Here is a 25,003-nt window from a genome sequence, read left to right as displayed (position 1 = left end):
AGAAGCAAAACCTATGACCAGTCGCAAAAAAACCGAAAACTTAAGCTTTGAAGAATCAATGCAAGAGCTCGATAGCATAGTCAATCAAATGGAAGAAGGTGAGCTAAGTTTAGAAGATGCCCTAGGGCGCTTTGAGCGAGGTATTCAATTAGCCCGCCATAGTCAAAACAAACTTAAACAAGCCGAACAGAAAGTTCAGATCTTAATGGGTCAAGACGAGCAAGCACCGCTGGCTGACTTCGACTCCAACAATACCCAAGACTAATGACATTTGAGACTCAACAAAAGCGTGTGCATCAACACGTTGACGCTTTACTACAAGCGCAAATTAGCGCCCTTGGTGATCACGCCCCGAAGTTAAAAAATGCCATGCAGTATGCCTTGCTAATGGGCGGAAAACGCATGCGACCTTTTTTAGTCTACGCTGTCGGCGAAGCATTAGGGGGTGAACAGTCTGATCTTGACGCCCCCGCCCTCGCTTTAGAATGTATCCATGCTTATTCATTGGTACACGATGATTTACCAGCGATGGACGACGACGATTTACGCCGCGGGCACCCCACTTGTCACATTCAGTTTGATGAAGCCAACGCTATTTTAGCCGGCGATGCCCTGCAAACTTTGGCCTTTGAGATCATCGTTAATTACCCGTTATCAGATTTTGCCAATGTGCAACGTATCGAATTGGTGCGTATTTTAAGTCAAGCATCAGGTTACGACGGCATGTGTGGTGGTCAAGGAATCGATTTAGAGTCCACCAATAAGCTGATTTCTCAAGCACAATTGGAGTTGCTGCACAGTAAAAAAACCGGAGCGCTTATCACGGCAGCGGTAAAAATGGCGTCCGTGTTGTGCCCGTTAGTTAGTAATGAAAGCAAAGCACTATTGCAGCAATATGCGTCCACCATCGGTTTGGCGTTTCAGGTTCAGGACGATATTTTGGATGTGGTCGGTGATTCACAAACCTTAGGTAAACCCCAAGGTTCAGACCAAGAACAGAATAAAAGTACCTATCCTGCATTGCTTGGTTTAGAAGGGGCTCAGGGCTATCTCGCTCGACTTCATCAAGAAGCGCTTCAAGCTTTGGACGCTTTACCTTACAATACACAGGTGTTGAAATCATTTACCGATTTCGTCATTCATCGTAATCATTGATTACGAACGATACATCATCAAATAATAATAGTAGAAACGTACCTCATGACCCTGGATTTAGCCCACTACCCGCTTCTGGCTTTAGCGGACACGCCCGAGCAATTGCGCGAGCTTCCTCAAGATAAACTAAAGCAAGTTGCCAAAGAATTACGTCAATACTTACTGACTAGCGTAAGCCAAAGTAGTGGTCACTTTGCCTCTGGGTTGGGCACCGTCGAGTTAACCGTCGCCCTGCATTATGTTTATAACACTCCGTTTGACCGCCTTATCTGGGATGTGGGTCATCAAGCTTACCCTCATAAAATTTTAACGGGTCGTCGTGATCGTATGCCTACAATTCGTCAAAAGAACGGTTTGCACCCTTTCCCTTGGCCGAATGAAAGTGAGTACGATACCTTTGCTGTAGGTCATTCATCTACCTCCATCAGCGCTGCGGTGGGCATGGCCGTTGCTGCCGAAAAAGAAGCGTTGGGTAGAAAGGTCGTTGCCGTTATCGGTGATGGCGCAATGACCGCAGGTATGGCATTTGAAGCGCTAAACCATGGCGGTGATATAGACAAAGACATGCTGGTTATTTTAAATGATAACGAGATGTCGATTTCAGAAAACGTAGGGGCATTAAACAGTCACCTAGCTCGATTGCTCACAGGTAACTTCTTTAACTCTATTCGTGACGGTGGCAAGAAACTGCTCAGTAGTGTTCCACCTATCAAAGAGTTCGCCAGCCGCGCCGAAGAACATATCAAAGGCATGGTAGTACCTGGCACCATCTTCGAAGAATTAGGGTTTAATTACATTGGGCCGATTGATGGTCACGATGTAAACGGTGTGGTCGACACATTGAAAAACATGCGCAACATCAAAGGGGCGCAAATTCTGCACGTGGTCACCAAAAAAGGCAAAGGCTATGAGCTAGCCGAGAAAGACCCGATTAAATTTCATGCCGTTCCGAAATTCAACCCATCAGCTGATGGTTTGCCTAAGGCTGCGCCGAGCGATCCAACGTTTTCAAACATATTCGGCCGTTGGTTGTGTGACATGGCACAGCAAGACCCTAACTTGATGGCCGTTACACCTGCCATGCGCGAAGGCTCAGGTATGGTGGAGTTTTCACAAAAATTCCCAGAACAATACTTTGATGTTGCCATTGCCGAGCAACATGCGGTGACATTCGCAGCGGGCCTTGCTAAAGAAGGCCAAAATGCCGTAGTGGCTATTTACTCGACGTTTTTGCAGCGCGCATACGATCAGCTGATCCACGATGTGGCTTTGCAAAACTTACCCGTGTTGTTTGCTATTGACCGCGCAGGTTTAGTGGGTGCTGACGGGCCAACGCACCAAGGCGCATACGATATCCCGTTTTTACGCTGTATTCCGAACATGGTTATCATGACACCGGCGGATGAAAATGAATGTCGCCAAATGCTCTACACAGGGCACAAGCTGAACAAACCCGCAGCAGTCAGATACCCAAGAGGCTCAGGTACAGGTGTTAAACCCGATAACAGCATGCAAGCATTAGAAATTGGTAAAAGCAGAACCATACGCCAAGGCGAAAAAGTCGCTATCTTGAATTTTGGCGTGTTACTGCCTTACGCAGAAAAAGCCGCTGAAGTACTCAATGCCACTGTGATTGATATGCGCTTCGTCAAGCCCCTGGATACTGAAGCGGTGACCAATGTAGCCAAAGATCATGAACTGCTTATTACCCTTGAAGATGGCGCAACCACAGGTGGTGCTGGCGGCGCGGTGGCTGAATACCTACTGAGCACAGTTCACACCAGCCGCTTACTGCAAATCGGTTTGCCTGATGAGTTTATAATGCAGGGCACCCAAACTGAGATGTATGCTGAAATTGGAATGGATGACGCGGGGATTATCGCTAAAGCGCAAGCTTTCTTAGCGCAATAAAAGCCCGCTGTTGCAGAGCCGCTTTACTGCTTCTGAGTAGAGCTAAGAGCGGCCATACGATTGGCCACCCAAAACCTATCGCTGAGCCAGTAGTCTATCTAGATTATTGGCAAACGCTTGTTTCTCTTTGTTGCCATAAGCGCCCGGACCACCTGTTTGAACGCCGCTGCTGCGCATGGTGTCCATGAAGTCACGAATATTCAATATGCTACCGATACTTTCTTTGGTGTAAAGCTCGCCACGTGGGTTGAGCGCATGAGCGCCCTTAGCAATGACCTCTGCGGCAAGCGGTATGTCAGCGGTGATCACCAAGTCGTTCGCTACGCATTGCTCAACAATATAATCATCAGCCACGTCAAAGCCACTTTGTACCTGAATACTGGTAATGTTTTTATCAGGCGGTACAGGAATGTGTTGGTTTGCCACCAAGGTCATTTCAACTTGAGTGCGCTGCGCCGCTTTAAACAAGATTTGTTTCACAAGAACGGGACACGCGTCCGCATCAACCCAGATTTTCATGGAGTACCTTTTCGAATAAAAAACAACAAAGAATAAATAACAAAGAGAGTGAAGCGTTAGCGTGCATAACAATAACGTTCAGAAACAGCTATAGCCAGCCAAAATACAGCGTGATGTGCATCAGAATCAAGGCAAACAAGCCCGCTAAAATATCGTCAATCATAATGCCAAATCCGCCATGTACCCGCGCATCTAAATAACTGATCGGCCAAGGCTTTAAGATATCGAAAATACGAAACAGAACAAAACCGAGCAGCAATGTTTGCCAACTTAGCGGTACGGCTATCATAGTGATAAGCAAACCTGCAATTTCATCCCATACTATGGATGAATCATCATGCACCATCATGTCTTTGGCTGTTCTACCACATAACCATATGCCAATGACTGAGGCTATCAAAGTGACCAGCAAATAGCCTGTTAGCGTAGTGCTATAAGCAAGCAAACACACCAATGGAACAGCCGCTATCGTACCAAACGTGCCGGGCGCTTTTGGCGCTAAACCACTGCCAAACCCCAAGGCTAGAAAGTGAATGGGGTTGGCTAGTGAAACGCGCTTACGAATATGCCTGTCCATTATGCTCGCTTAGCCTGGTTAGATTGTTCTTTCGTTAATTCAGCTGAATTGAAGTGTTCAAACCCCGTTTGGCTGTATGCATAACTTTCATCATTATGTTTCAGATCAATTTTGCCAACCGCACCATTAATTTGGCCGATGCAGGTTGCTGGCACATTGCTGCAGGCTAACACACGCTCCACGTTGTTTTTTTGCTCTTCACTCACAGTAAACAGAAGCTCGTAGTCATCACCAGAACTCAAAGCGTAATGAAATGCGGCATCCCGATCTACGGACTCGAGCATCGCTTTGGATAAAGGCAGCTTATCAAGTTGCAAGCACGCCCCACATTGGGATGCATTTAATATATGCTTAATATCGGCCAATAAACCATCAGAGATATCGATACAGGCACTAGCCACTCGACGTAAACTAGTGCCAGCAAACACTCTTGGTGTTGGATAATGCAAACGTCTTAGCAAGAACTCACTGTGCTCGGTACTTTGAACCTCAGCATGATTAAGCAGAATATCTAGCCCTAAGCCAGCATCCCCTAATGAGCCCGTCACATAAACGAAATCACCGGGTTTAGCACCAGAGCGCTTCAATGCCTGATCCGCGGCCACAAAACCTTGTGCGGTAATGGTGATAGCCAGTGGACCTTGCACCGTATCGCCGCCAATAAGCTGAACTGAGTAATACTCAGTGAGCTCTTTAAATCCTTCAGAGAACGCCTTAAGCCACTGCTCATCAACGTTAGGTAAAGACAAAGACAAACTCAACCAAGCAGGCTCAGCGCCCATGGCTGCCAAGTCACTCAAATTTACCGCAATGGCTTTTTGGGCAATGGCTTTAGGGTCAGCGTCAGGTAAGAAGTGCACACCGCTTACTAGGGTATCAGTCGTGGTGGCAAGGGCTTGACCAGCTGGAATTTGGGTAATAGCGCAATCATCGCCTATGCCTAACAACACATCCTTGCGCTGAAAACTCACATCGCGAAAATAGGTATCGATTAAAGAAAATTCTTTCACATTTTTATTTTAAAACTCTAAGATTAAAGGGAATACACGGCCTGTGTAACTCCCTAAAATATAACGATCTTTTATGACAACTCGTGTTTACGAAGGGTTTTTATGGCTTTATCAAGCACCCCATTCACAAACTTGTGGCTCTCTTCAGCACCAAACGACTTGGCAAGCTCAATGGCCTCATTAATGACCACTTTATAAGGGACATCAATACGCTCAACAAGTTCGTAAGTAGCCAGTCGTAAAATAGCTTTTTCAACAGGATCAAGCTCTTCCGGTAAACGCCCCAAATAAGGTTTGATTTTTGCGTCCAGCTCGGCTGTTTTGCGCACAACGGCGCGCAACAACTCTAGAAAGTACTCGGTATCTACGTCTTGCATATTGTTACTAGTGACAATGCTGAGTTCTATCTGGTCAAGTGGATTTTTTGACATCTGCCATGAGTAAACGGCTTGAACCGCTAACTCTCTGGCTTTACGACGGGCTGCTGGTTTCACCTACTCTGCCCCTTCGATATTGGCCATAACGTTAACCATTTCAAGAGCACCTAGTGCCGCTTCAGCACCTTTGTTTCCTGCTTTAGTACCAGAGCGCTCAATAGCCTGCTCGATACTGTCGGTGGTAATAACACCAAACGAAACTGGAATACCAAATTCGAGTGAAACTTGAGCTAAGCCCTTGTTGCATTCGCCAGCAACAAATTCGAAGTGTGGCGTACCGCCACGGATTACAGCGCCTAAAGCGATGATCCCATCAAAGGTCCCTTTTTCCGCTAGCTTTTTAGCCGCGATAGGCAACTCGTATGCACCAGGTACGCGAACCAAAGTGATATCTTGGCTGTTTACTTCACCGTGACGCTCAAGTGTATCTAATGCGCCTTCAACCAAACTCTCAACAACAAAACTGTTGAAACGTGACACAACCAACGCAAATTTTTTGCCTGTTGCGCGAATATTACCTTCAATGATATTCATGCCTAGTAAGCCTTATCTATAAAAAATGGCGCGTATTATAGCACAGCACCATATGATCCCAAACAGCTTAATGCGCTGTTTATAAAATAGTCATTGCCGCCATAGGCTTCCGGGAAGTTATAATGAAGAAATAACCTTGCCTCGAGATATAAATCAAATATGAGATGGCTGCCTAAACAAAAAAACGCCTGAAAAGCAGGCGTTTTTTTAGAGTTTGTAATTGACTATATTTCGCTAATCTACGTATTCAACCACTTCTAGGCCATATCCCGACAAGGCATGGTATTTTTTAGGTCGACTTAACAAACGCATTTTCTTAACGCCTAGGCTGGCAAGTATTTGACTGCCGACACCCACAGTGCGGGATGTGCCGCTCCATGCTGCGCCAACAGGCTTTTCGCCGTTATCTTCGGCTTCAAACTGTTTCACTTGCGTCAGTAAATCTTCGTCTTTACCCAGTAAAACCAATACACCACCTTCAGCGGCAATACGTTTTAGCGCCTGAGGCAAATTCATGCTGCGCTCGATAGCGCGCTCTGAACCCAGCAAATCACTCAAAGTATTGTGCAAATGTACACGCACCAACGTTGGTTCATCAGGGGTAATATCGCCTTTGCTCAATGCGAAATGCACTTGGTTATCAATCGAGTCTTTAAAGGTCACCAAATCGAACTCACCGTACTCAGTCGGCAATTTGCATTTTGCCACTTGCTCGATGGTGGTTTCATTTAGGTTACGATACTCAATCAAATCAGCGATAGTGCCAATTTTAAGATCATGCTTTTTAGCAAATTCTTGTAACTCAGGGCCACGGGCCATGGTGCCGTCTTCGTTAAGTATTTCAACGATAACAGAGGCAGGCTCCAAGCCAGCTAAACGCGGTAAATCAACACCGGCTTCTGTATGCCCAGCGCGGTTTAACACCCCACCTTCTTTAGCGATAAGGGGAAATATATGCCCTGGTTGCACAATATCGTTGGCCGTGGCATCCGCAGCAACTGCCGCTAAAATAGTGCGCGCACGATCCGCAGCAGAAATACCCGTGGTGACCCCTTCACGCGCTTCGATTGATACCGTGAAGTTAGTAGAGAACTGCGCACCGTTGTTGTCCACCATCAAAGGCAGATTCAAACGTTTACAACGCTCTGCTGTCATGGGCAAACAAACCAACCCCCGAGCGTGAGTCACCATAAAGTTAATGTCTTTTGGAGTCACGCACTCAGCGGCCATGATTAAATCGCCTTCGTTTTCACGATCTTCGTCATCCATCAAGATAACCATTTTGCCAAGACGAATGTCTTCGATAATTTCTGCTGTTGTGTTCATTGCCATAATATTGTGATTCTTTTTGGTTGTGTCCTAAATGAGCAGTTATCTGCAAATGTCATTGTGTGCTAAAGCACACCTTTATTTCTCAGCATGTGTCCTAGCGTAAAAAACCGTTTTCGGCTAAAAAAGCCATGCTGATTTTTGTTGGCCTGTTTCAGCGGCTTTGTCACCAAGCATTAAACGCTCTAGGTAACGGGCAACCACGTCCACTTCCAAATTAATTTTAGTACCCTTCTTGTAGCCACCAATAATGGTTTCTTGCAGGCTGTGGGGAATAAGGGTAATCAAAAATTTGGCACCCTCTACAGCATTCACTGTCAAGCTGACACCATCCACTGTGATGGAGCCTTTTTCCGCTAAGTAACGGGCTAAGTCTTTTGGGGCTTGCACCCAAATTTCCACGTAACGCCCAACAGGGTTGACGGAAACCACTTCCCCCACACCATCAACATGTCCGCTGACAATGTGCCCACCAAAGCGCGATGTCGGTAACATGGCCTTTTCTAAGTTTACCTTGCTACCGGCTTTATAATCGGCAAAACCGCTGCGCTTGATGGTCTCGTGCGACACGTCAGCACTAAAACCGCTCGAGTTCATGTCTACCACGGTTAAACATACACCGTTATTGGCGATACTGTCGCCAAGGGCTACATCTGACATATCCAGTTTATTTACCCGTATGCGCAAACGAATGTCATCGCCCGTTGGGGTTAAGGTTTCGATGTACCCCACATCTTCAATTATTCCGGTAAACATAATGTCTTTTCACTCATATTAAACTGTGTAATCTGCTTATAAACTTCGCGCTGATTTCAAACGAACAGGCTAGGTTAAACGGACTACTTATATCAAACGCGCCCGTTATCGTCTTTATGTAAGGATTACTTGGCGTGGGTAGTAAATTATGTGAAGCGCGCCGTCAGCTTTAAATCAGGGCCGACTTGACGTACATCCTGCCATTGTAATTCAAAAGCTTGCTGCATTTGGGTTAATTCGTCTACAGCAAATAAATCTCGGCCTTTATCCCCTAGTAATTTGGGCGCTTGGTACAAAATCAATTCATCTATTAATTTATTCTGCAATAAGGCCCCTGCAAGCTTAGCCCCTGCTTCGACCCATATTTGATTAAAGCCACGCTCGCCAAGGTGTTTTATCACATCGTGCAGGTCAAGCTGCGCACCGTTCGAATGGGCTTGATATTGCTCAACATGGTCTGGAAATTCAGCTGTATTTGGCTGGCTATTGATAATTACAATAGGTGACGATAAGGAAAATAAATGCAGGTCGGGGCGCATCTGGTTGCGCCCATCGAGCAAAACTCGCACAGGTAGGCGTAAATTCACTTCTGCTATCTCATTCTTGGCAAAACCCAATTCGCTGTAACGCACATTCAATGAAGGGTTATCCGCCAAAACCGTGCCCGAGCCCGATAATATCGCGCAACTCTGCGCCCGGTGGCGTTGCACATCTTCACGGGCTAAGGGCCCAGTAATCCACTGGCTTTCACCATTATTTAATGCGGTTTTACCATCTAAGCTTGATGCCAGTTTAACGGTGACCCAAGGCATGCCGGTTTTCATGCGCTTAATAAAACCAAGGTTGAGCGCCATCGCTTCACGCTCAAGAAGACCACTGCTGACTGCAACGCCGGCGTCACAGAGTTTTTGTAAACCACTGCCCGCCACAAGTGGGTTTGGGTCAACCATGGCGGCAACAACACGTTTTACCCCTGCTTTTAATAATGCTTCAGAGCACGGGCCTGTGCGACCGTGATGATTGCACGGCTCTAATGTGACGTAAGCGGTAGCGCCTTTGGTGCGCTCACCCGCTTGGGCAATAGCGTGAATTTCAGCGTGAGGAGTACCGGCCTTTTGATGCCAGCCTTGGCCGACAATATTGCCTTGGGCGTCAATGATAACACAGCCCACATTGGGATTAGGCGAAGTCGTGTATTGACCTTTTTCAGCCAAACGGATGGCCAAAGCCATCATTTTTGCGTCTAGCGCAGAGAATTGCGTCACTCTACAACCTTATTAATTTAACTCGAGGGCACAGGAAAAACGGGAATCATTCGGCATGTTAGTCACCCAAACGAGCGATTTCTTCGCCAAATTCGCGAATATCTTCAAACGAGCGGTACACAGAAGCAAAGCGCACGTAAGCGACTTTATCGAGTTCTTTAAGGGCATCCATAATTAGATTGCCCAAGTATTCACTGGTAATTTCACGCTCACCTGTGGCGCGCATAGCCGATTTAAGCCTACTGATACACTGCTCGACTTGTTCGGTGCTTACGGGGCGTTTTTCAAGGGCGCGTTGCAAACCAGCGCGCAGCTTATCCTCGTTAAACGGCTCACGAGAGCCATCACGCTTGACCACGCGAGGCATGACCAACTCAGCCATTTCAAAAGTAGTGAAACGCTCTTTACACATAGTACATTCACGACGACGGCGCACTTGATGCCCATCAGCCACTAAGCGAGAGTCAATCACCTTGGTTTCTTGGATAGAACAGAAGGGACAAAACATAACGTTCTCTTGTACCGGAAATTTGCCCGTAAATTAACAAAAAAACACGAAAGTTGATAGAGAAATACAGTTACTAAACAACAGGGACGCTGTAATTATAGTCCTTAGCGATTGCTTAAGCCGCTCCTTCAAATAACACTCAAGCCGCTGTTATTACTCACGATACAATTTGCTCCTAGCTTTTTGAGTGAAGAACAACCTTTTTTTGCCTGTTGCTCAGACGAATAATAGCCCGCTTTGATGCGATAGAAAGTTACACCAGACAATTCTATTTCTTGGTATATAGCCTGCAAATCATCCAATTCAGGTGAGTACGTTTTTTGCAGCGTTCTCCATGAATCTAGTAGTTTTTTTCTATCCGTAACGGCTGTTAGTTGCAGAGTGTATTGACCTTTAACTGTTTTTTTAGAACTAACTGCCACCTCACTCTCTTCTACATGTTTATTCATCTTAGCGCTTAGGTTATTAGTACCGTGCTCATTGGAACTAGCCATTGACTTATTTGTGTTACTAGCAGGCACTTTTACCGGCTTAGGCTCAATTGACATTGTTTGATTGACCTGGGCAATTTCTGGAACGCTTTGCGTCGCTGTTGCCTCTGCTATCTCTCGCTTTTCTTGTATTTCAGCGGCTTCTGCGATTTGAGTTAACTGGGAAATAAGCGCTTTTAGCTCAGGCTCAAGCGCCGCGAGGCGCTGCAAGCTGGGTTTCATGTACTCAAACTCAGCCATGGTATCGTGAAACTCTTGTGCACTGAGCTCGTTTGGCACTTCGGCAATCTGCGGTTTGGGCGCACTAGAACATCCGTTAAGCAACATAAGGCCGCCTAGCAACGCCGATAATTTCGCAGTGTGGCAGAAATAAAATTTTCTAGTATTCATTGTCTATATCTCGACTAACTTAAATATCAAAGGTAAAGGGAGCCACATTGCACGAAATGTTTTTCGCTGCAAAACGTGCGCAAACTGCATTTGCGTATGTTTGTTTAGGGTAAAACGCCACGTTCAAGGTATATTTCTTGTCACCATCCGCTTTGTAATAAAAAGGCTTAGGATCAACGACGTATACACCTTTCTTAATCAAAATCTGCCAAAATGCCTTTAGCATTCTAAGTGAATTGAATTCACCAATTGAAACTACATATCCTTCAGCGGCTTCTCGCTCTTGCAAAGTGAAATCAGCACCGTTTACTATTTCACCAGCACTGGCTAGGCTAACTTCAATCACCTTACCGCCGCGCAAGTTTTTCTTTTCTAGGTAACTTGCATCAATGCGCATTTGATAATCATCTGGCAGCAAATCGGTAAATAAGTAGTAGCCGTCAAACTCAGTCACAGTGCTGTTTACTTCGTTGCCTTTACTATCGTACAAACGGATTGGCGCATAAGTAGCCACTTCCTCATCGCCGCTAGCATTGCTAACATAAACAACTCCTTCTAGCTCACCAGATTGCACCACAGGGAAGTCCAGCACATCCAAATGGCCAGCTCTGGGCGTAACAGATACACCTGGAATTGCATTGATCAAAAAAGGGTCTTCGAGACTGCGCCTATCCAGCACAATGTCTGTTCGCACGTTATTGGTCATACTGCTCAGCATGGCCACACCTGTTTTATCAGTGGTGCCATGACGATAATTTTGCAGCGCCTTTATTTTTGCATTTTCGATTAACGGCTCATCGCTATCAAACTGGCCATTTAAGTTCAAATCCTCAAACACCCTCACTGCCATAGCGCCACTACTGGCCATTGAACGGCGATTCATAAAGAATTGTTCGCCAAGGGGGTCGTAACCGAAACTAAAGCGCATGTTTAAGCCAATTGACCAATCACCGTCTTTATCGTATTCGGTGTCAGCGGTGAAATAAAATAAGTCATGCTGCCAATTTAAGCCCAGTGTCGCTCGATAATCATCAATCTGTGGATAGTAGATTAATTCAAGTTGGCTTTGCAGCTCAGTCGTCAATGGCATATATAGCTCGGTACTGACTTGCTCTAATTGTGATTCAGGTTTAATTGAATAGATTGCATTTAAGCGCGTGAAAACACGCCCAAAACTCTTTTGTAAACGAAGAGTACCGCTAAATTGTTCTTCAGAAAATTCATCGTCAGTTTTGAGCCAATTCAATTCATGGGACACGTAAAGTAAGCGACTGTTGATCGATAGCTGGTTTGACAATAAATCACTGCGTAAACCGTCTTCGAGCATGGTATGACGCCACTCGTTTTGGTAGTTCACCCCGAAGCTATTCGCTTTGTACAACTCACCTGACATATTTAAAGCGAATTGCTGATATAACTGAGTATCATCTAAGTTGGTCTGCTCATCGTTTAGCTGCTCGTCCGTGAATAACACGCTGCGTTCGTCCATGTAATAATCAGCGCTTAACGCAGTATCACCGATGCGAGTTCGAGCACCAAATTCAGCTCGGGTCTGTTGATCTTGATTAATTTGTATTATGCCATCGAGTAACACCCGATCGAACAGCGCTAAGTTTGAGCCTAAAGAAAAATACTGCTGATCTTCCCCTGCATCCGCCAGCAACGAAGATACTCCCGCACTCAATGAGAACCAATCGGTAATACCTCTGTTATATACACCAGACAATAACACTCCTGGATCTAGCGCCGTGCTAACAGTAGAAATTCCAAACAGTGACTCCCCCACATCAGCAACGGAAAAGCGGTATTGCCCTTCCCCCTGCTCTACCGAGTTGGTGGTAATAAAGTATTGCTCAGTCTGACTTTCAATTTGGCCTTGAGGCCCATACATTATAAGCTCAAATTGGTTATCGCCGAACAATAAATCTACATCATTAAACTCATAGCGGCCGCTTTGCAAGCTCATTTGCTGGTCGATCAATATTCCATTTCGATAAAGCTCTATATCCCAGCCCAACTGAATGTCACCGGTAAGATTAATCGTTTTATTATCATTAATTTGCGCAAGCTTACTATTGGTGACTCTGAAGCCTCGGCTTTGTGAGGCGGTATTACCAATGCCCACATTGACAGGAGTGATATCACCGAATTGCACTTGGGTGGCATTCAGCGGACCGAGCAAGTCCCCATTCAAAGACTCCTTTGACAATGTTAAGCGTACATCGCTGAGTTCGTCACTATCGTTGCCCGCGACAAAAAATTGACTGTTTAAGTATGCAAAATCATGACTACCTAGAACAGAGTAGCGCGCGCTGTCTCGATCAGGGTCAATCGTAGTAGCAAGTTGCACATCAACTAACGGAGCGGTTATCGCTTGGTAATTCGACTGCAGCATAGGCAAAACCGCCTCACCTCGACCTGAGCTTTGATTTGCGCGGCGGCTCTGGCGCGCTAGACGCTGTTCAATGGGTAGCGGGATATCTGAATCAGTGAATAATTCTAGGTTGGCAAAATCGAACTCAAAATCTAAATCCATCCACTTGCTTATTGCAGCTGCTTCAACGTAGATATCACCATCATCGGTTAGGGTATAATCTTGGCTACTAAGCTCATATTCTTGCCCGTTCACCACGACTAAAATAGGTTTGCCTTGAGCTGTAGGTAGTTGTAAATCAAAGGTGTTGTCTTCGCGGATAAACCAACCTGACGCCCCGCCCGTTTTATTCATGCTGTTTACGGGCTCGACAAACTGAATAGGAAAATCAAGTGTTTCGAACAAAGTTATCAGGCTAATATGTGCTTGCTTGGCGCTTTTAATCGCGTACACATCAGCCAAGTAAAGCTTACCTATGTTCAGCGATAGAAATAGCTCTTCACCTGGATCAAAGCGTGACGACACAGCGCTTTTATCCACTGTATCCAGTGCATTTGGTCTGATTGGCTGCTGGTATTTTTGGTTTACGTCTTTGAGCAAAGCAATTAGCTTTTTATTTGACAAAGCCGAAGACAAGTTAGCCTTACTTGCTGCAGAGGTTGTTTGGCTCAATAGCGTAACTACACTGAAGATAAATAATACGCTAACGACAGAGGAAATACGTGACATAAAGTTCCATTTCTAATTGACAGCAAATGGATAGCAAACAACGCGCCAAGTTATTCGTCGAATAATTGGCGCTAGTTAGCGTTTTACCTATTGGAGAAGTAGGAATTAAAGCGGAAGATAGAATATTAATTTAAAGCAAAAGTCGAGATGTTCTCTTTGGATACATTGAACTGCTGCGTAGTAAAAGTCTGACCGCGGTATTCTGACTCCCCTTCATAGACCACAGTTAAGATGCCATCTGATAGCGTAAAAGGATTATCGAGCCACACCAAATCCACCTCAGAGCGCTGGGTCTCAGCATAAATGCTATGGGAGTTAACCCGAGCAATCATAGACTTCTGCCCGTTATTACTATTTGACCAGTAAGCAAGCACATTGCCAAAGGTTGATTTTTCACCACTCTTATTCAGTACGACAGAAACTTTTCCTCGATGGCTTTCAGGAGAGTAATCAAACGAGTATTCAGAGATGTCGACGGTGCTAGTTTCTTTGCCTTCACGAATCATAACAGGCATTGAATAGCTCATACGAACATTCAATGATAGCGACATTGCATTGTGCGTACCTTCTTGCCTTTTCGGGTTCGGTAAGGCTTTAAACAACAAATGAGAGCGGTACTCACCGTTCTCTAAGTCTTTTGGTTTTCTCACTGCAATTTTGACAATTTGTTTTTCGCCAGGTTTCAGGCTCACTTGTTTTGGGCTAAATCTAAGCATGTCACTAGCAACTGGAAACTGGCTCAATTCTTCAGCAGTTAAATCTGCATATCCCCCTGAGGTCAGGGCTTTTTTTTGATCCCAACCCAGGCGATAGGTCATAGTTTTGCTCCCTGAGTTGATCAACACTATCTGTTTAGATCTAGCTCTCTCGTCAAACACAACTCTGGTGGGTGAAATCAATAAATCTGCCTTCACATGAGAAATAAACAGCATACAAAGAATTAACCCAAATATTAGTGAACGTAAATTTATCATGTTTTCCCTCATGCACTTCGTACTAAAAATTAATAATTAATGGTAAAAATCAGCGGTAAATCGTATTTCGTGTCTAGGTATCGACCTCCATTACCTGATGATTCAATTGTGGCTCCAACTAAGAGATCTGCTTCACCATTTGAATCTGTAATCACTGAATCTGGTAGCTCAATGTTGGTCAAAGTAAATCGCTCCGTTTCACCAACAAATACCGTCGATTGTTGTGGTAAAGAGGCATTTAAAAAGAGGCGGGTATAGACCGGAAACTCGACTAACTTGTACTCGCCTGGTTGCCCTGGCTGAATTACATGAATATGATTAGTTGAGTACGAGCGGAAATTAGTGGAGATAGTTAACTGACTGACCGAAGAGTTGTTCGGAATAGCAAAAGTACCAAAAGATAGCGGTACGTTAACTTCCATCGCTGCATGAGTCTTAGCAGCTCCTAAAAAATAAATAACTATTAAGAACACAAGCACGATAAATTTCATTTAAAAATATAGTAGGTGTGCGAAATTAACACACCTACATACCCAGTTAAGTTAATATTGAACAGTAATATCGTAATCACCTGAATATGCTAAATCAGTATAGGTGTCAGTCGTGCTAGGTACTGTCGTCAAAGTAGCACCTAGAGTAAATGTGGCATCCCCTGTTGCATCCACTTGAAACGTACCGCTGTTACTGGTCAGAGTGATATCACCAGGTGTACCTGACGTTTTATACGCTTCAAAACCGTTCAACACAAAAGTAGCAACGCCTGTAGGACTTCCTGCTGCAGCTAGAGTCACCGCTCCATCCGCTGGAACAGTTACGGTCAAGGTTGAGAAACCAGCAACTCCCGATACTGTGTACTCTGCTGGCGCTCCTTCTACCAGCGACTGCAATACCGCAGCATTAGCAGTGCCATTGGTCGCTACTGAGCTTTCTGATGGATCCGCCGGGCGTCGTAACGTAGCAGTTACGGGACTTGATGCTGCGTTATCATTCTGAGCTCGAAATGTACCAAAATCCAAATCTGCATCATTAGTCAATGTAAATGAATTTTGCACCGTACCAGACGCTGTTGTCGTAACTGTTTCTTGAGCTTGAGCTGCACTTACCAATAAAAGCGATGCTGCTAATCCGGCAGCTATTTTGTTCATTTTTGTCATCGTGGTTCCCTATCTTTGAATAAACGTAAAGTAGTAGCGCCAAAATAAACACGCTTGTTTACTAAGGGCTAACTCATTTATCGGTGGGATTAGCATTTTATTAAGCAAATAATTCAACTTTCGTCTAAAAATCATAAATTAATTTGTAAACCCAAAGAATTTATTGCTTAAAAATTATACAATTAGTGCATTGTGTATATTTTTTAAACACCTAAGGCTTCATTTGCGCTAAAAGTCCTCTAGGAACAAAAGTACTAGCCGCAGCGATAACACTGTTATCATAAACAGATACCACACGGCTGTTAATTTTCACACCACGAGGCATGGCAATCATCGTGCCCGTGAGCACATAGTTCATATCAGTTTGGCCATTTAGTATTGCACCATCGCGTGATAGCGCTAAATCGCCCATGGCGGACACATCAATATTTTTAGTCAGCTTGAAATCCACCACTTTAACGCCGTAACTAGGCAGTTCTGTGGCTAAAGCTTCTGCAAATTGATTACCTAAGCTACTGGAATTTCTTAATGTTTCATCAAAGTCCACAAAGCTTGCGACGCCAACAGTTGAGCCTTCAAGAGCTGAAAATTTAGCCAGCTTACCTGCCAATTGCTGAGCGTAGTCACCTAGCTGGACTTTGCTGTTAGCAAAAATGCCACCATAGGTTGTGCCGTTACGCCCGATCGACTTACCCGGTTTTAGTTCATCGTTTGAGGTAGCTTGAGAGCTATTAGACGAATTTTGCTTATTGAGTGCTTTATATCGCTGAGTGCGCGCTAGTTTCTGCAGGTCGGTCATCAACTGTGTCAACTCTTCTGGGGAATCCACCAGTTGCATAAGGGGATTTGCATTAGAAATATTACCGCTATTAACGTTGCTAACATTAATTGAGGTATTGGTGTCGCCTGAATTGATAGTTTGAGAGCCCCCAACTGAAATACCGTTACTTTTCGTACCATTAGCCTTGTCTTGGATATATTGTGGTTGGCCAAGCATATATTGCTCAAGAGAAGGCGAACTACCGATGATCGACATCTTACTCAAGGCATCAATTAGAAAAGCAAGATCTTCTTCGTTTTTCACCAGTCGCTCTAACGCGGGTTTCTGGGCTTCCCATTCGATTTTTTGTTGTTCCAACATGACTTTTAATTCAAGGTATTGCGGGTCGCTTTTATCAACTACGATGTCATCTTCGCCTTGAAACATAGAACAACCACAAAGCGATATTAACATTAACCCAGCGCAGCCGGCTCTTGACAGCACGCTAATCGTTTTCGCGTTATCCATAATAAATTTACTCACAATACACCTCAGAATTTTAACGATTAGCTTTAAGCACTCAGAATATTCTTAGCTTTTTTCACTTTGCTTGAATTTAAGGCTAATGCCGGGATTACCCTGACTTCGGTGTAACGCGTTAACCACACTGGCAGGGATAAACCCTTGCGCGCTAGACAACACCTTTTTAGTATTAATTGATACCATTCTAGCGTTAACAATTACGCCATCTTGATGCTTTACCATGGTGCCACCCATTACGTATTGCACAGGCATGTCTGGGTTTAGTTCTTCATAATCTCGGCTAAAGTTAAAATCGCCAGTGGGGGTCACGCGGATATAGTCAGAGCTTTTGAAGTCCAATACGTTTAACCCAAATTGATGTAGCTCATGCATAAAGCTTTCTGATAATTGATTTCCCAAGAGGTCAGTTTCATCAAAGCTGCCGTCAAGATATACAAAGCTCGTCACACCAATATCCATACTGCTTCCTGGATTATCCATATTGGCAATCAAGTCTTGCATAATGCCTTGCACATAATGGTTTACGTCACCTACTTCAACGCGTTTATAAATATCTGACATGCGCTGATTATTGAAGCGACTGACTGATCCTATCGCTTGTTCGCTTGAGTTGGTTGCTTGCATTTCTTGTACTTGCTCGTCGCTCGAAAACCAACTTGAGCATGACGTACTTAAGAAGCACATGAGTGGTATGGCGGCTAGTTTGATAAATTTCATAATTAACTCACTTTTATAATGACGAGCGATACAGCTTGTTGTGTTTCATTTGGATTTGATTAGCGTTTAGGCCAATCACACTGTTAGGAACATTATCTGATACCGCAGCGATAACCGTTCCTTCTCGTAAGTCTAATAATCTGGCATTAACTGTGGTCATTTGATTACCTTGAAGTAGCGTGCCCACAACCATGTAGCGCACATCTATATCTTTGCTGATATCGCCACTGTCACGACTTAAAAGGCGTTCGTGGTCTTTGAATAATTGCACTTGATTCGCGGCCCGAATCTCAACCACATTGAAACCGCGCTGAGTCGATACCGACAACATGCTCTCTTGAAGCTGCAAACCCAACATATTTAAGGAATGGTTGGCTTTTGATAACGCTAAACTCTCTAATTCGGTAAAACTCACGACCGCTAAATTGCCGTATTCTATGGGCGCTAAGCTGGCAAACAATTTATTGGCTATTTGTTCGGTGTGCAGCAACAGCGGCTCTTCGGCCACAACCTGCCCTTCTTCGGCATCTTCTTGCCACGAAGGTAAATGTGCACAGCCTGTAAGAAATAGCACTAATAGACTAAAAAAAATCTTCAAAACATTCGCCCCGCGTTATTCAGTGCGTTGCTACCTATCGCTACAGCGCAACGTTAACCCATAATTGAAGCGTCAAAAAACAGTGCCTCAAAGCTTAATATTGATGATTTCAGCAAATATCAGGCCATAAAAAAATCCGTCGAGGCTAACCTCAACGGATTTCTATTTAGTGCACTCGTTTTGCCGCTCTACACTAGGTGATGTTTATTAACTAACTAGCGAACGAACTAAAACCTAAGCGTATACCGGGAACTTGCCGCAAAGGGTTAATACTTCGCCTTTTACGCGCTCGATAACCGCTTCGTCTTCGATGTTGTCGATAACGTCGCAAATCCATGTAGCCACTTGCTTCGCTTGTTCTTCTTTAAAGCCACGGCGAGTAATAGCGGGTGAGCCGATACGTAAACCACTGGTCACAAACGGTGAGCGTGGGTCGTTTGGTACCGAATTTTTGTTCACTGTGATGTTCGCGCGACCCAGGGCTGCGTCAGCATCTTTACCTGTGATGTCTTTGCTGATCAAATCAAGCAAGAACAGGTGATTGTCGGTGCCGCCAGATACGATGTCGTAGCCGCGCTCTAGCATCACGCTGACCATTGCTTTGGCGTTAAGCAATACTTGCTGTTGGTATTCTTTAAAATCTGGCTGTAATGCTTCTTTAAACGCAACGGCTTTCGCTGCAATCACATGACATAAAGGGCCACCTTGGTTACCAGGGAATACTGAGCTGTTTAGTTTTTTGTAAATGGTTTCATCGCCACAGGCTGATAAAATCAAGCCGCCACGTGGGCCAGCTAAGGTTTTATGCGTAGTGGTGGTCACAACGTGCGCATGAGGTAATGGGTTAGGATACAAACCAGCTGCCACTAAACCAGCAACGTGAGCCATATCCACTAATAAGTAAGCACCTACTTTGTCCGCGATTTCGCGGAATCGCTGCCAATCAACAATGCCTGAGTACGCTGAGAAACCACCGATGATCATTTTAGGTTTATGCTCAACCGCGAGCGCTTCTACCGCGTCGTAATCGATTTTGCCAGTTTGCTCATCGATACCGTACTGTACTGCATTATACGTCTTGCCCGAGAAGCTAACATGTGCGCCGTGGGTTAAGTGACCGCCGTGTGCCAAGCTCATACCTAGTACGGTATCGCCAGCATCAAGTAACGCCATAAATACTGCTGAGTTAGCTTGTGAGCCAGAGTGAGGCTGCACGTTCGCGTAGTCAGAGCCGAATAATTGGTTAGCACGCTCAATGGCTAAATCTTCTGCAATATCAACGTATTCACAACCGCCGTAGTAACGCTTGTGCGGATAACCTTCAGCGTATTTGTTAGTCAGTTGCGAGCCTTGGGCTTCAAGTACGCGCGGGCTACAGTAGTTTTCAGAGGCGATCAGTTCAATGTGATCTTCTTGGCGCTGGGTTTCTTGCGCGATAGCTTGACTCAACTCAGGATCAAAATCGGCAATATTCATGTCACGTGATAACATCAGTTCTCCTCGGGGCCGTTACACTTGCGCGATAAAAGTCGCTTAACTGCATGCGCTTTGGCCTATCAAGAATACATATTCTCAACAGACACTTAACGCCGTAGCTGCATTTTTCATCAAACGCTATGTTGGCTGGCAATTTAAGTGCTAAAAATTAAGGGCTAAAGATTAAGTGCTAACTTAAAAGAGCGCACATTCTAGTCATTTTGCACTTTTTGTACATAGCTTTTATGCAATGTTCTATAACCTAAAAGTGTAAAGAAGGATCACCACGGCTTAAGTGGTGAACCAGTCGTGCTACCTACGCTCTGCGTCAGGGGTGAATTTCAGGCCAATTTGGCGGCGTATTTCATCCATGGTTTGCATAACCGCTAAGCTATCGCCGTGGGGCATAAAATCGCTGCACAGTTGATTTTTCTCAATCATGTTCATGGCTTCTTCGATTTGATACTCAAAACCATTTACCCGATGCGCAAACTCAATCACCTCGTCTTGCACACCTTCTTGCTGCAAAGTCGCTTTATTGCCGTTCCAAAACATATACGGCAATACAATGCGCCCTTTACTACCCATCAACGTCATTGAATTACTCGCCTGTGCGGCAATCGTGCAAGTAAACTGAGCGAAACGCCCTGACGGGTAACGCATATTTACGATCGTGTTTTCATCTACCTGCAAATTACCAAAATGGCTCATAGCGTTGATTTCGCTGGGATGTTCTTGCATCAAGCATTGGCTCAAGGTAATGCTGTAAACGCCTAAATCGAGTAAGGCGCCCCCCCCCAGAGCTGGGTTATGTAACCTGTGCCCTTCTCTATCACCAAAAGCAAAACCAATGTCAGAGCAAATATATTGCAACTCACCAATGCGCCCCTCATCAAGCCATAATTTTACTTGCTCGAAGCATGGCATAAAGCGGCTCCACAGCCCTTCTTGTAGTAATAATTGCTTTTCTTGTGCTAACGCTATTAATGCTTCGGTTTGCGCCGCATTAATAGTCAGCGGCTTTTCCATCAATACGTGTTTGCCCGCCTCTAAGCACATTTTCGCTTGCTCGAAGTGCAGGCTTTGCGGCGTGGCGATATACACCACGTCTACCTTTGGATCAGTCAGCATCTGCTGATAGCTGCCGTAAGCTTTCGGAGGGGTGCCGTCAGCTTTATAAAAAGCGCCGTCAGCCTTATGAGAAGCACCATCAGCTTCAGCTTTATGAGAAGCTTCGTCAGCGCTGTATTTGTCAGCAAAGGCCTGAGCTTTGTTAATATCGCGACTCGCCACAGCGTACAAAACGCCTTTTTGCGACGGCTTTAGCGCATCTGCGAACATATCTGCAATCGAGCCTGGGCCCATAATGGCCCAATTAAATGATGTCATATTACTCCCTTAAACTTGCTATTTTATAAGATGGCGAGGCCGCTAGCGCTGGTAGCTACTCACGCTAGCGGGCTGCGCAGATTTGCATAATAGATTTATGGGTTCGACAAGCGATACATCAACACCGCGGTTTTTTCGATGTTCTGTTTAAAGGTAGTCATATCTGCCACTTCGTCTTTAGTGTGGCCCCCTTCGCCCATTAGGCCTAACCCATCGATGGCCATTTTCACGTGCCCTGCGGTAAACGAAATATCCGCCGCCCCGGCATTTCGTGGGTTCACCGCCGTCACTGGGCCATAGCCTAAGTCAACACTGACTTGGCTGTACTGTGCCAACAGTGATTTATTACCTTTGGTTTCTTTCATGGGCGGGTAGCCCTCATCAAACATGAAGGTTGCATCTGTTTGTGCTAGGTGTTGCTCCACCACCTGACTCATAATTGCTTTAGCTTGTTCTAACTGCTCTTGGGATGCAGCCCTTAGGCCGCCCTTTACTGAAGCATCTTTGGCGACAACGTTTGTTTTGCCAAAGGCCACCACTTCATCGCCGCCTTTATTCGTTGATACCCGCGTACCACCTGCAATCACACCAGGGTTAAAGCTGAGCAAAGGCAAATCGGCCAGTTGTAAACGGAATTCCTGTAAAATACGCGCTATTTCAAATATCGCCCCATCACCCACTTTGTCTGTGAATATTTGTGACGAGTGGGCAGCATTGCCAGATGTGGTCACCTGCCACGTAGACGCACCGCGCCTAGCGGTAACCGCGGTACGAATATCACCATCGGCATCTTCAAAACCAAGGGCCACGTCGGCCCAAATGGCGGCATCGATTAAAGCTTTTTTAGATTTACTCAACGGGCGACCGCTGGACTCTTCATCACCGGTAAGCACCACTTTAATATTTAAGCGGTCAAGCATGCCTCTGGCTTTTAGCGCTTTAATCGCAGCAAGCATGATCACATTGCCGCCTTTCATATCTGAGATGCCGGGCCCAGCAATATGTTGCTCGTCTATTTCTTTAGCTTTCTGAAAGTCATCGTCTTTAGCAAAAACTGTATCCAAATGGCCTATTAATAAAAGCTTTTGCCCTGTGGGATGAGTCGGGGATTCGAAGGTAGCCACAAGGTGCCCAGCGCGGTTAAATTCGCTGCCATCTACCCACTCAGTTTTAAAACCGAGTGCGTCATATTCTTTGCGCATAATACTGCCAACTTCTTTGACGCCCGCAAAATTCATAGTACCGCTGTTAATATTAACGGTTTTAAGCAGTAACGCTTTGGCACTCGTTAACTCTTGGCTTGTTTGCTCTACCAAGGCATTTTCAACTAAACGGCTGGCTAGTACTGGCTGGCATAAAAGGCCGGCACACATAACTAAAACGGATGATTTTTTTAACATAGCGCTCTCTTTTTTATCCCTAAGACGATGCAAATACTACGCGAGTGATGCAAGGGATGCACACCGAAATTTGTCAATGAATGTGTGCTCGTTCAGCTTGCTAAAATCAACCAGCAAAAGGTTAAAATATATCTAAATATCAATTAGATAAAAAACTACTCCTGTTTAGCTATACCCATAAAGTCAACAATTACAAAAATAGTCTCAGCTAGCGCTTTCATCGCTCATGAGCAGTGTTTACAATAGGCAAAATTTTATGGAGTTGTTTTCATCATGGCGCAATACGTATATAGCATGAATCGTGTGGGCAAAATCGTGCCCCCGAACAAGTTTATTCTTAAAGATATTTCACTGAGTTTCTTCCACGGCGCCAAAATCGGCGTACTGGGTTTGAACGGCTCAGGTAAATCTACCCTGCTTCGGATCATGGCTGGAATCGATAAAGACATCGAAGGGGAAGCCATTCCTCAAGCCGGCTTAAAAATTGGTTACTTACCCCAAGAGCCACAATTAGACGAAAGCAAAGACGTGCGCGGCAATATCGAAGAAGCCGTCGCCGATGTAGCTCATGCCCTTAAGCGCATCGAAGAAGTGTACGCTGCTTATGCAGAGGAAGACGCAGACTTTGACGCACTCGCCAAAGAGCAAGGTGAGCTTGAAGCCATTATTCAAAGCAAAGACGGTCACAACCTTGAAAACGCCCTTGAGCGTGCCGCCGATGCGTTGCGTTTACCCCCTTGGGATGCAGATGTGAGCAAGTTATCTGGTGGTGAGCGCCGCCGTGTGGCTTTGTGCCGCTTGTTGCTCGAAAAACCAGACATGCTGTTACTGGATGAGCCTACCAACCACTTAGATGCCGAATCGGTAGCCTGGTTAGAGCGCTTCTTACACGATTATGAAGGCACAGTGGTCGCTATTACTCACGATCGTTATTTCTTAGATAATGTCGCCGGTTGGATTTTAGAGCTTGACCGTGGCCAAGGTATTCCTTGGGAAGGCAACTATTCTTCTTGGTTAGAGCAAAAAGACGCTCGTTTACAACAAGAAGAGAAAACCGAAAGTGCTCGTCAAAAGTCGATCAAAACTGAATTGGAATGGGTACGTTCAAACGCCAAAGGTCGTCAGTCTAAAAGTAAGGCGCGTATGGCCCGCTTTGAAGAGCTCAATACCGGTGATTACCAAAAGCGTAACGAAACCAATGAATTGTTTATTCCACCAGGTGATCGTTTAGGCGAGCAAGTCATTGAAGTAAATCATTTACGCAAAAGCTACGGTGACCGTTTGCTTATTGATGATTTAACCTTTGCCATGCCCAAAGGTGCCATTGTCGGTATTGTCGGGCCAAACGGTGCGGGTAAATCAACTCTGTTTCGTATGCTAAGCGGCGAAGAAAAAGCTGATTCAGGTGAAGTTATTGTCGGTAAAACAGTAAAATTGGCCAGTGTTGATCAGTTCCGTGATCATATGGATGGCAACAACACGGTTTATAAAGAAATTTCTGATGATTCGGACATTATTCGTATTGGTAATTTTGAGTTAAATAGTCGCGCCTATTGCAGCCGTTTTAACTTTAAAGGTAACGACCAACAGAAGTTTGTAAAAGACTTATCAGGTGGTGAGCGTAACCGCGTGCATTTGGCCAAGTTACTTAAAGCCGGCGGCAACGTGCTGTTACTGGATGAGCCAACCAATGACTTAGACGTTGAAACGTTGCGCGCCCTTGAAAACGCGCTGCTTGAGTTTCCTGGTTGTGCCATGGTTATCTCGCACGATCGCTGGTTCTTGGATCGCATCGCCACGCACATCATGGATTATCGTGATGAAGGCAAGATTAACTTCTTCGCAGGTAACTACACTGAGTACGCCACTTGGCTTAAAGAAACCCAAGGTAAAGATGTGGTTGAGCCTCATCGTTTGAAATACAAAAAAATCAGCAAATAACAGATTTTAACAGTGTTTTAAAGGCACCTTTGTTATAACCAAATGTCACGCCGCTTATGGGAAACC

The 25,003-nt window shown here is 45.1% G+C and carries 23 protein-coding genes and 1 pseudogene; 4 read left to right on the top strand and 20 right to left on the bottom strand.

Features of this window, described 5'->3' with window-relative positions:
- Positions 1-13 precede the first annotated feature (13 nt).
- Genes xseB through dxs form a run of 3 tightly spaced genes read left to right on the top strand, consistent with a single transcriptional unit; the run spans position 14 to position 3,066 of the window.
- Positions 14-265, top strand: coding sequence for an exodeoxyribonuclease VII small subunit (xseB, locus tag GMES_RS08235; RefSeq protein ID WP_006992181.1), 252 nt, complete (start codon positions 14-16; stop codon positions 263-265).
- Complete coding sequence (ispA, locus tag GMES_RS08230) at positions 265-1,155, top strand: (2E,6E)-farnesyl diphosphate synthase (protein ID WP_006992180.1); 891 nt, start codon at positions 265-267, stop codon at positions 1,153-1,155. The genes xseB and ispA overlap by 1 nt, the downstream gene beginning before the upstream one ends.
- A gap of 45 nt (positions 1,156-1,200) precedes the next feature.
- On the top strand, positions 1,201-3,066 hold the full coding sequence (gene dxs, locus GMES_RS08225; RefSeq protein ID WP_006992179.1) for a 1-deoxy-D-xylulose-5-phosphate synthase: 1,866 nt from the start codon (positions 1,201-1,203) through the stop codon (positions 3,064-3,066).
- 75 nt (positions 3,067-3,141) lie between these two features.
- On the opposite strand, the gene GMES_RS08220 is transcribed toward dxs, so the two are convergent.
- The 20 genes and pseudogenes from GMES_RS08220 to GMES_RS08125 all read right to left on the bottom strand — a co-directional run bounded on the left by GMES_RS08220 (position 3,142) and on the right by GMES_RS08125 (position 22,996).
- A complete protein-coding gene (locus GMES_RS08220; RefSeq protein ID WP_006992178.1) occupies positions 3,142-3,585 on the bottom strand; it encodes a YaiI/YqxD family protein in 444 nt (147 codons plus the stop codon).
- Between the two features lie 88 nt (positions 3,586-3,673).
- Positions 3,674-4,162 (bottom strand): phosphatidylglycerophosphatase A family protein, encoded by a 489-nt coding sequence (locus GMES_RS08215; RefSeq protein ID WP_006992177.1) that lies wholly within the window; start codon positions 4,160-4,162, stop codon positions 3,674-3,676.
- Positions 4,162-5,172 carry a thiamine-phosphate kinase gene (gene thiL, locus GMES_RS08210; protein WP_006992176.1) on the bottom strand — a complete coding sequence of 337 codons (1,011 nt, stop codon included), beginning with the start codon at positions 5,170-5,172 and terminating at the stop codon, positions 4,162-4,164. The genes GMES_RS08215 and thiL overlap by 1 nt, the downstream gene beginning before the upstream one ends.
- Before the next feature lie 71 nt (positions 5,173-5,243).
- Entirely contained in the window at positions 5,244-5,666 is a 423-nt protein-coding gene (gene nusB, locus GMES_RS08205; RefSeq protein ID WP_006992175.1) for a transcription antitermination factor NusB, read from the bottom strand.
- Positions 5,667-6,143, bottom strand: a complete 477-nt coding sequence (gene ribH, locus GMES_RS08200; RefSeq protein ID WP_006992174.1) for a 6,7-dimethyl-8-ribityllumazine synthase — start codon at positions 6,141-6,143, stop codon at positions 5,667-5,669. It lies immediately after the preceding gene.
- A 234-nt stretch (positions 6,144-6,377) separates the two neighbouring features.
- Positions 6,378-7,475 carry a bifunctional 3,4-dihydroxy-2-butanone-4-phosphate synthase/GTP cyclohydrolase II gene (gene ribBA, locus GMES_RS08195; RefSeq protein ID WP_006992173.1) on the bottom strand — a complete coding sequence of 366 codons (1,098 nt, stop codon included), beginning with the start codon at positions 7,473-7,475 and terminating at the stop codon, positions 6,378-6,380.
- Between the two features lie 94 nt (positions 7,476-7,569).
- Positions 7,570-8,228, bottom strand: a pseudogene (locus GMES_RS08190) (riboflavin synthase).
- Between the two features lie 146 nt (positions 8,229-8,374).
- Entirely contained in the window at positions 8,375-9,493 is a 1,119-nt protein-coding gene (ribD, locus tag GMES_RS08185) for a bifunctional diaminohydroxyphosphoribosylaminopyrimidine deaminase/5-amino-6-(5-phosphoribosylamino)uracil reductase RibD (RefSeq protein ID WP_006992171.1), read from the bottom strand.
- Between the two features lie 58 nt (positions 9,494-9,551).
- Positions 9,552-10,001 carry a transcriptional regulator NrdR gene (gene nrdR / locus GMES_RS08180; RefSeq protein WP_006992170.1) on the bottom strand — a complete coding sequence of 150 codons (450 nt, stop codon included), beginning with the start codon at positions 9,999-10,001 and terminating at the stop codon, positions 9,552-9,554.
- A 128-nt stretch (positions 10,002-10,129) separates the two neighbouring features.
- Positions 10,130-10,819, bottom strand: a complete 690-nt coding sequence (locus tag GMES_RS08175; protein ID WP_006992169.1) for an SPOR domain-containing protein — start codon at positions 10,817-10,819, stop codon at positions 10,130-10,132.
- Positions 10,820-10,901: 82 nt separating this feature from the next.
- Entirely contained in the window at positions 10,902-13,985 is a 3,084-nt protein-coding gene (locus tag GMES_RS08170) for a hypothetical protein (RefSeq protein WP_006992168.1), read from the bottom strand.
- Positions 13,986-14,110: 125 nt separating this feature from the next.
- Positions 14,111-14,917: a fimbrial biogenesis chaperone gene (locus GMES_RS08165; protein WP_226990270.1), complete on the bottom strand. Its 807-nt coding sequence runs from the start codon at positions 14,915-14,917 to the stop codon at positions 14,111-14,113.
- Between the two features lie 71 nt (positions 14,918-14,988).
- A complete protein-coding gene (locus tag GMES_RS08160) occupies positions 14,989-15,450 on the bottom strand; it encodes a DUF4402 domain-containing protein (RefSeq protein ID WP_052013397.1) in 462 nt (153 codons plus the stop codon).
- A gap of 51 nt (positions 15,451-15,501) precedes the next feature.
- A complete protein-coding gene (locus GMES_RS08155) occupies positions 15,502-16,113 on the bottom strand; it encodes a DUF4402 domain-containing protein (protein WP_006992165.1) in 612 nt (203 codons plus the stop codon).
- 211 nt (positions 16,114-16,324) lie between these two features.
- Positions 16,325-17,416 carry a FlgO family outer membrane protein gene (locus GMES_RS08150; RefSeq protein ID WP_006992163.1) on the bottom strand — a complete coding sequence of 364 codons (1,092 nt, stop codon included), beginning with the start codon at positions 17,414-17,416 and terminating at the stop codon, positions 16,325-16,327.
- A 48-nt stretch (positions 17,417-17,464) separates the two neighbouring features.
- Positions 17,465-18,133 (bottom strand): FlgO family outer membrane protein, encoded by a 669-nt coding sequence (locus GMES_RS08145; RefSeq protein ID WP_006992162.1) that lies wholly within the window; start codon positions 18,131-18,133, stop codon positions 17,465-17,467.
- Positions 18,134-18,146: 13 nt separating this feature from the next.
- The gene (locus GMES_RS08140) at positions 18,147-18,731 is read right to left on the bottom strand and encodes a FlgO family outer membrane protein (protein WP_006992161.1); all 585 of its coding nucleotides are present in this window, start codon (positions 18,729-18,731) and stop codon (positions 18,147-18,149) included.
- Between the two features lie 234 nt (positions 18,732-18,965).
- Complete coding sequence (gene glyA / locus GMES_RS08135; RefSeq protein WP_006992160.1) at positions 18,966-20,222, bottom strand: serine hydroxymethyltransferase; 1,257 nt, start codon at positions 20,220-20,222, stop codon at positions 18,966-18,968.
- Positions 20,223-20,519: 297 nt separating this feature from the next.
- The gene (locus GMES_RS08130) at positions 20,520-21,596 is read right to left on the bottom strand and encodes a Gfo/Idh/MocA family protein (RefSeq protein WP_006992159.1); all 1,077 of its coding nucleotides are present in this window, start codon (positions 21,594-21,596) and stop codon (positions 20,520-20,522) included.
- Positions 21,597-21,691: 95 nt separating this feature from the next.
- On the bottom strand, positions 21,692-22,996 hold the full coding sequence (locus GMES_RS08125; protein ID WP_006992158.1) for a M20/M25/M40 family metallo-hydrolase: 1,305 nt from the start codon (positions 22,994-22,996) through the stop codon (positions 21,692-21,694).
- Positions 22,997-23,269: 273 nt separating this feature from the next.
- Between GMES_RS08125 and ettA the strand changes: the two genes are divergently transcribed.
- Positions 23,270-24,937 carry an energy-dependent translational throttle protein EttA gene (gene ettA, locus GMES_RS08120; protein WP_006992157.1) on the top strand — a complete coding sequence of 556 codons (1,668 nt, stop codon included), beginning with the start codon at positions 23,270-23,272 and terminating at the stop codon, positions 24,935-24,937.
- The last annotated feature ends 66 nt before the right edge of the window (positions 24,938-25,003 follow it).

The sequence above is a fragment of the Paraglaciecola mesophila KMM 241 genome (assembly GCF_000315015.1).
Lineage (GTDB): Bacteria > Pseudomonadota > Gammaproteobacteria > Enterobacterales > Alteromonadaceae > Paraglaciecola > Paraglaciecola mesophila.
This window is presented reverse-complemented; position numbering and strand designations above follow the sequence as displayed.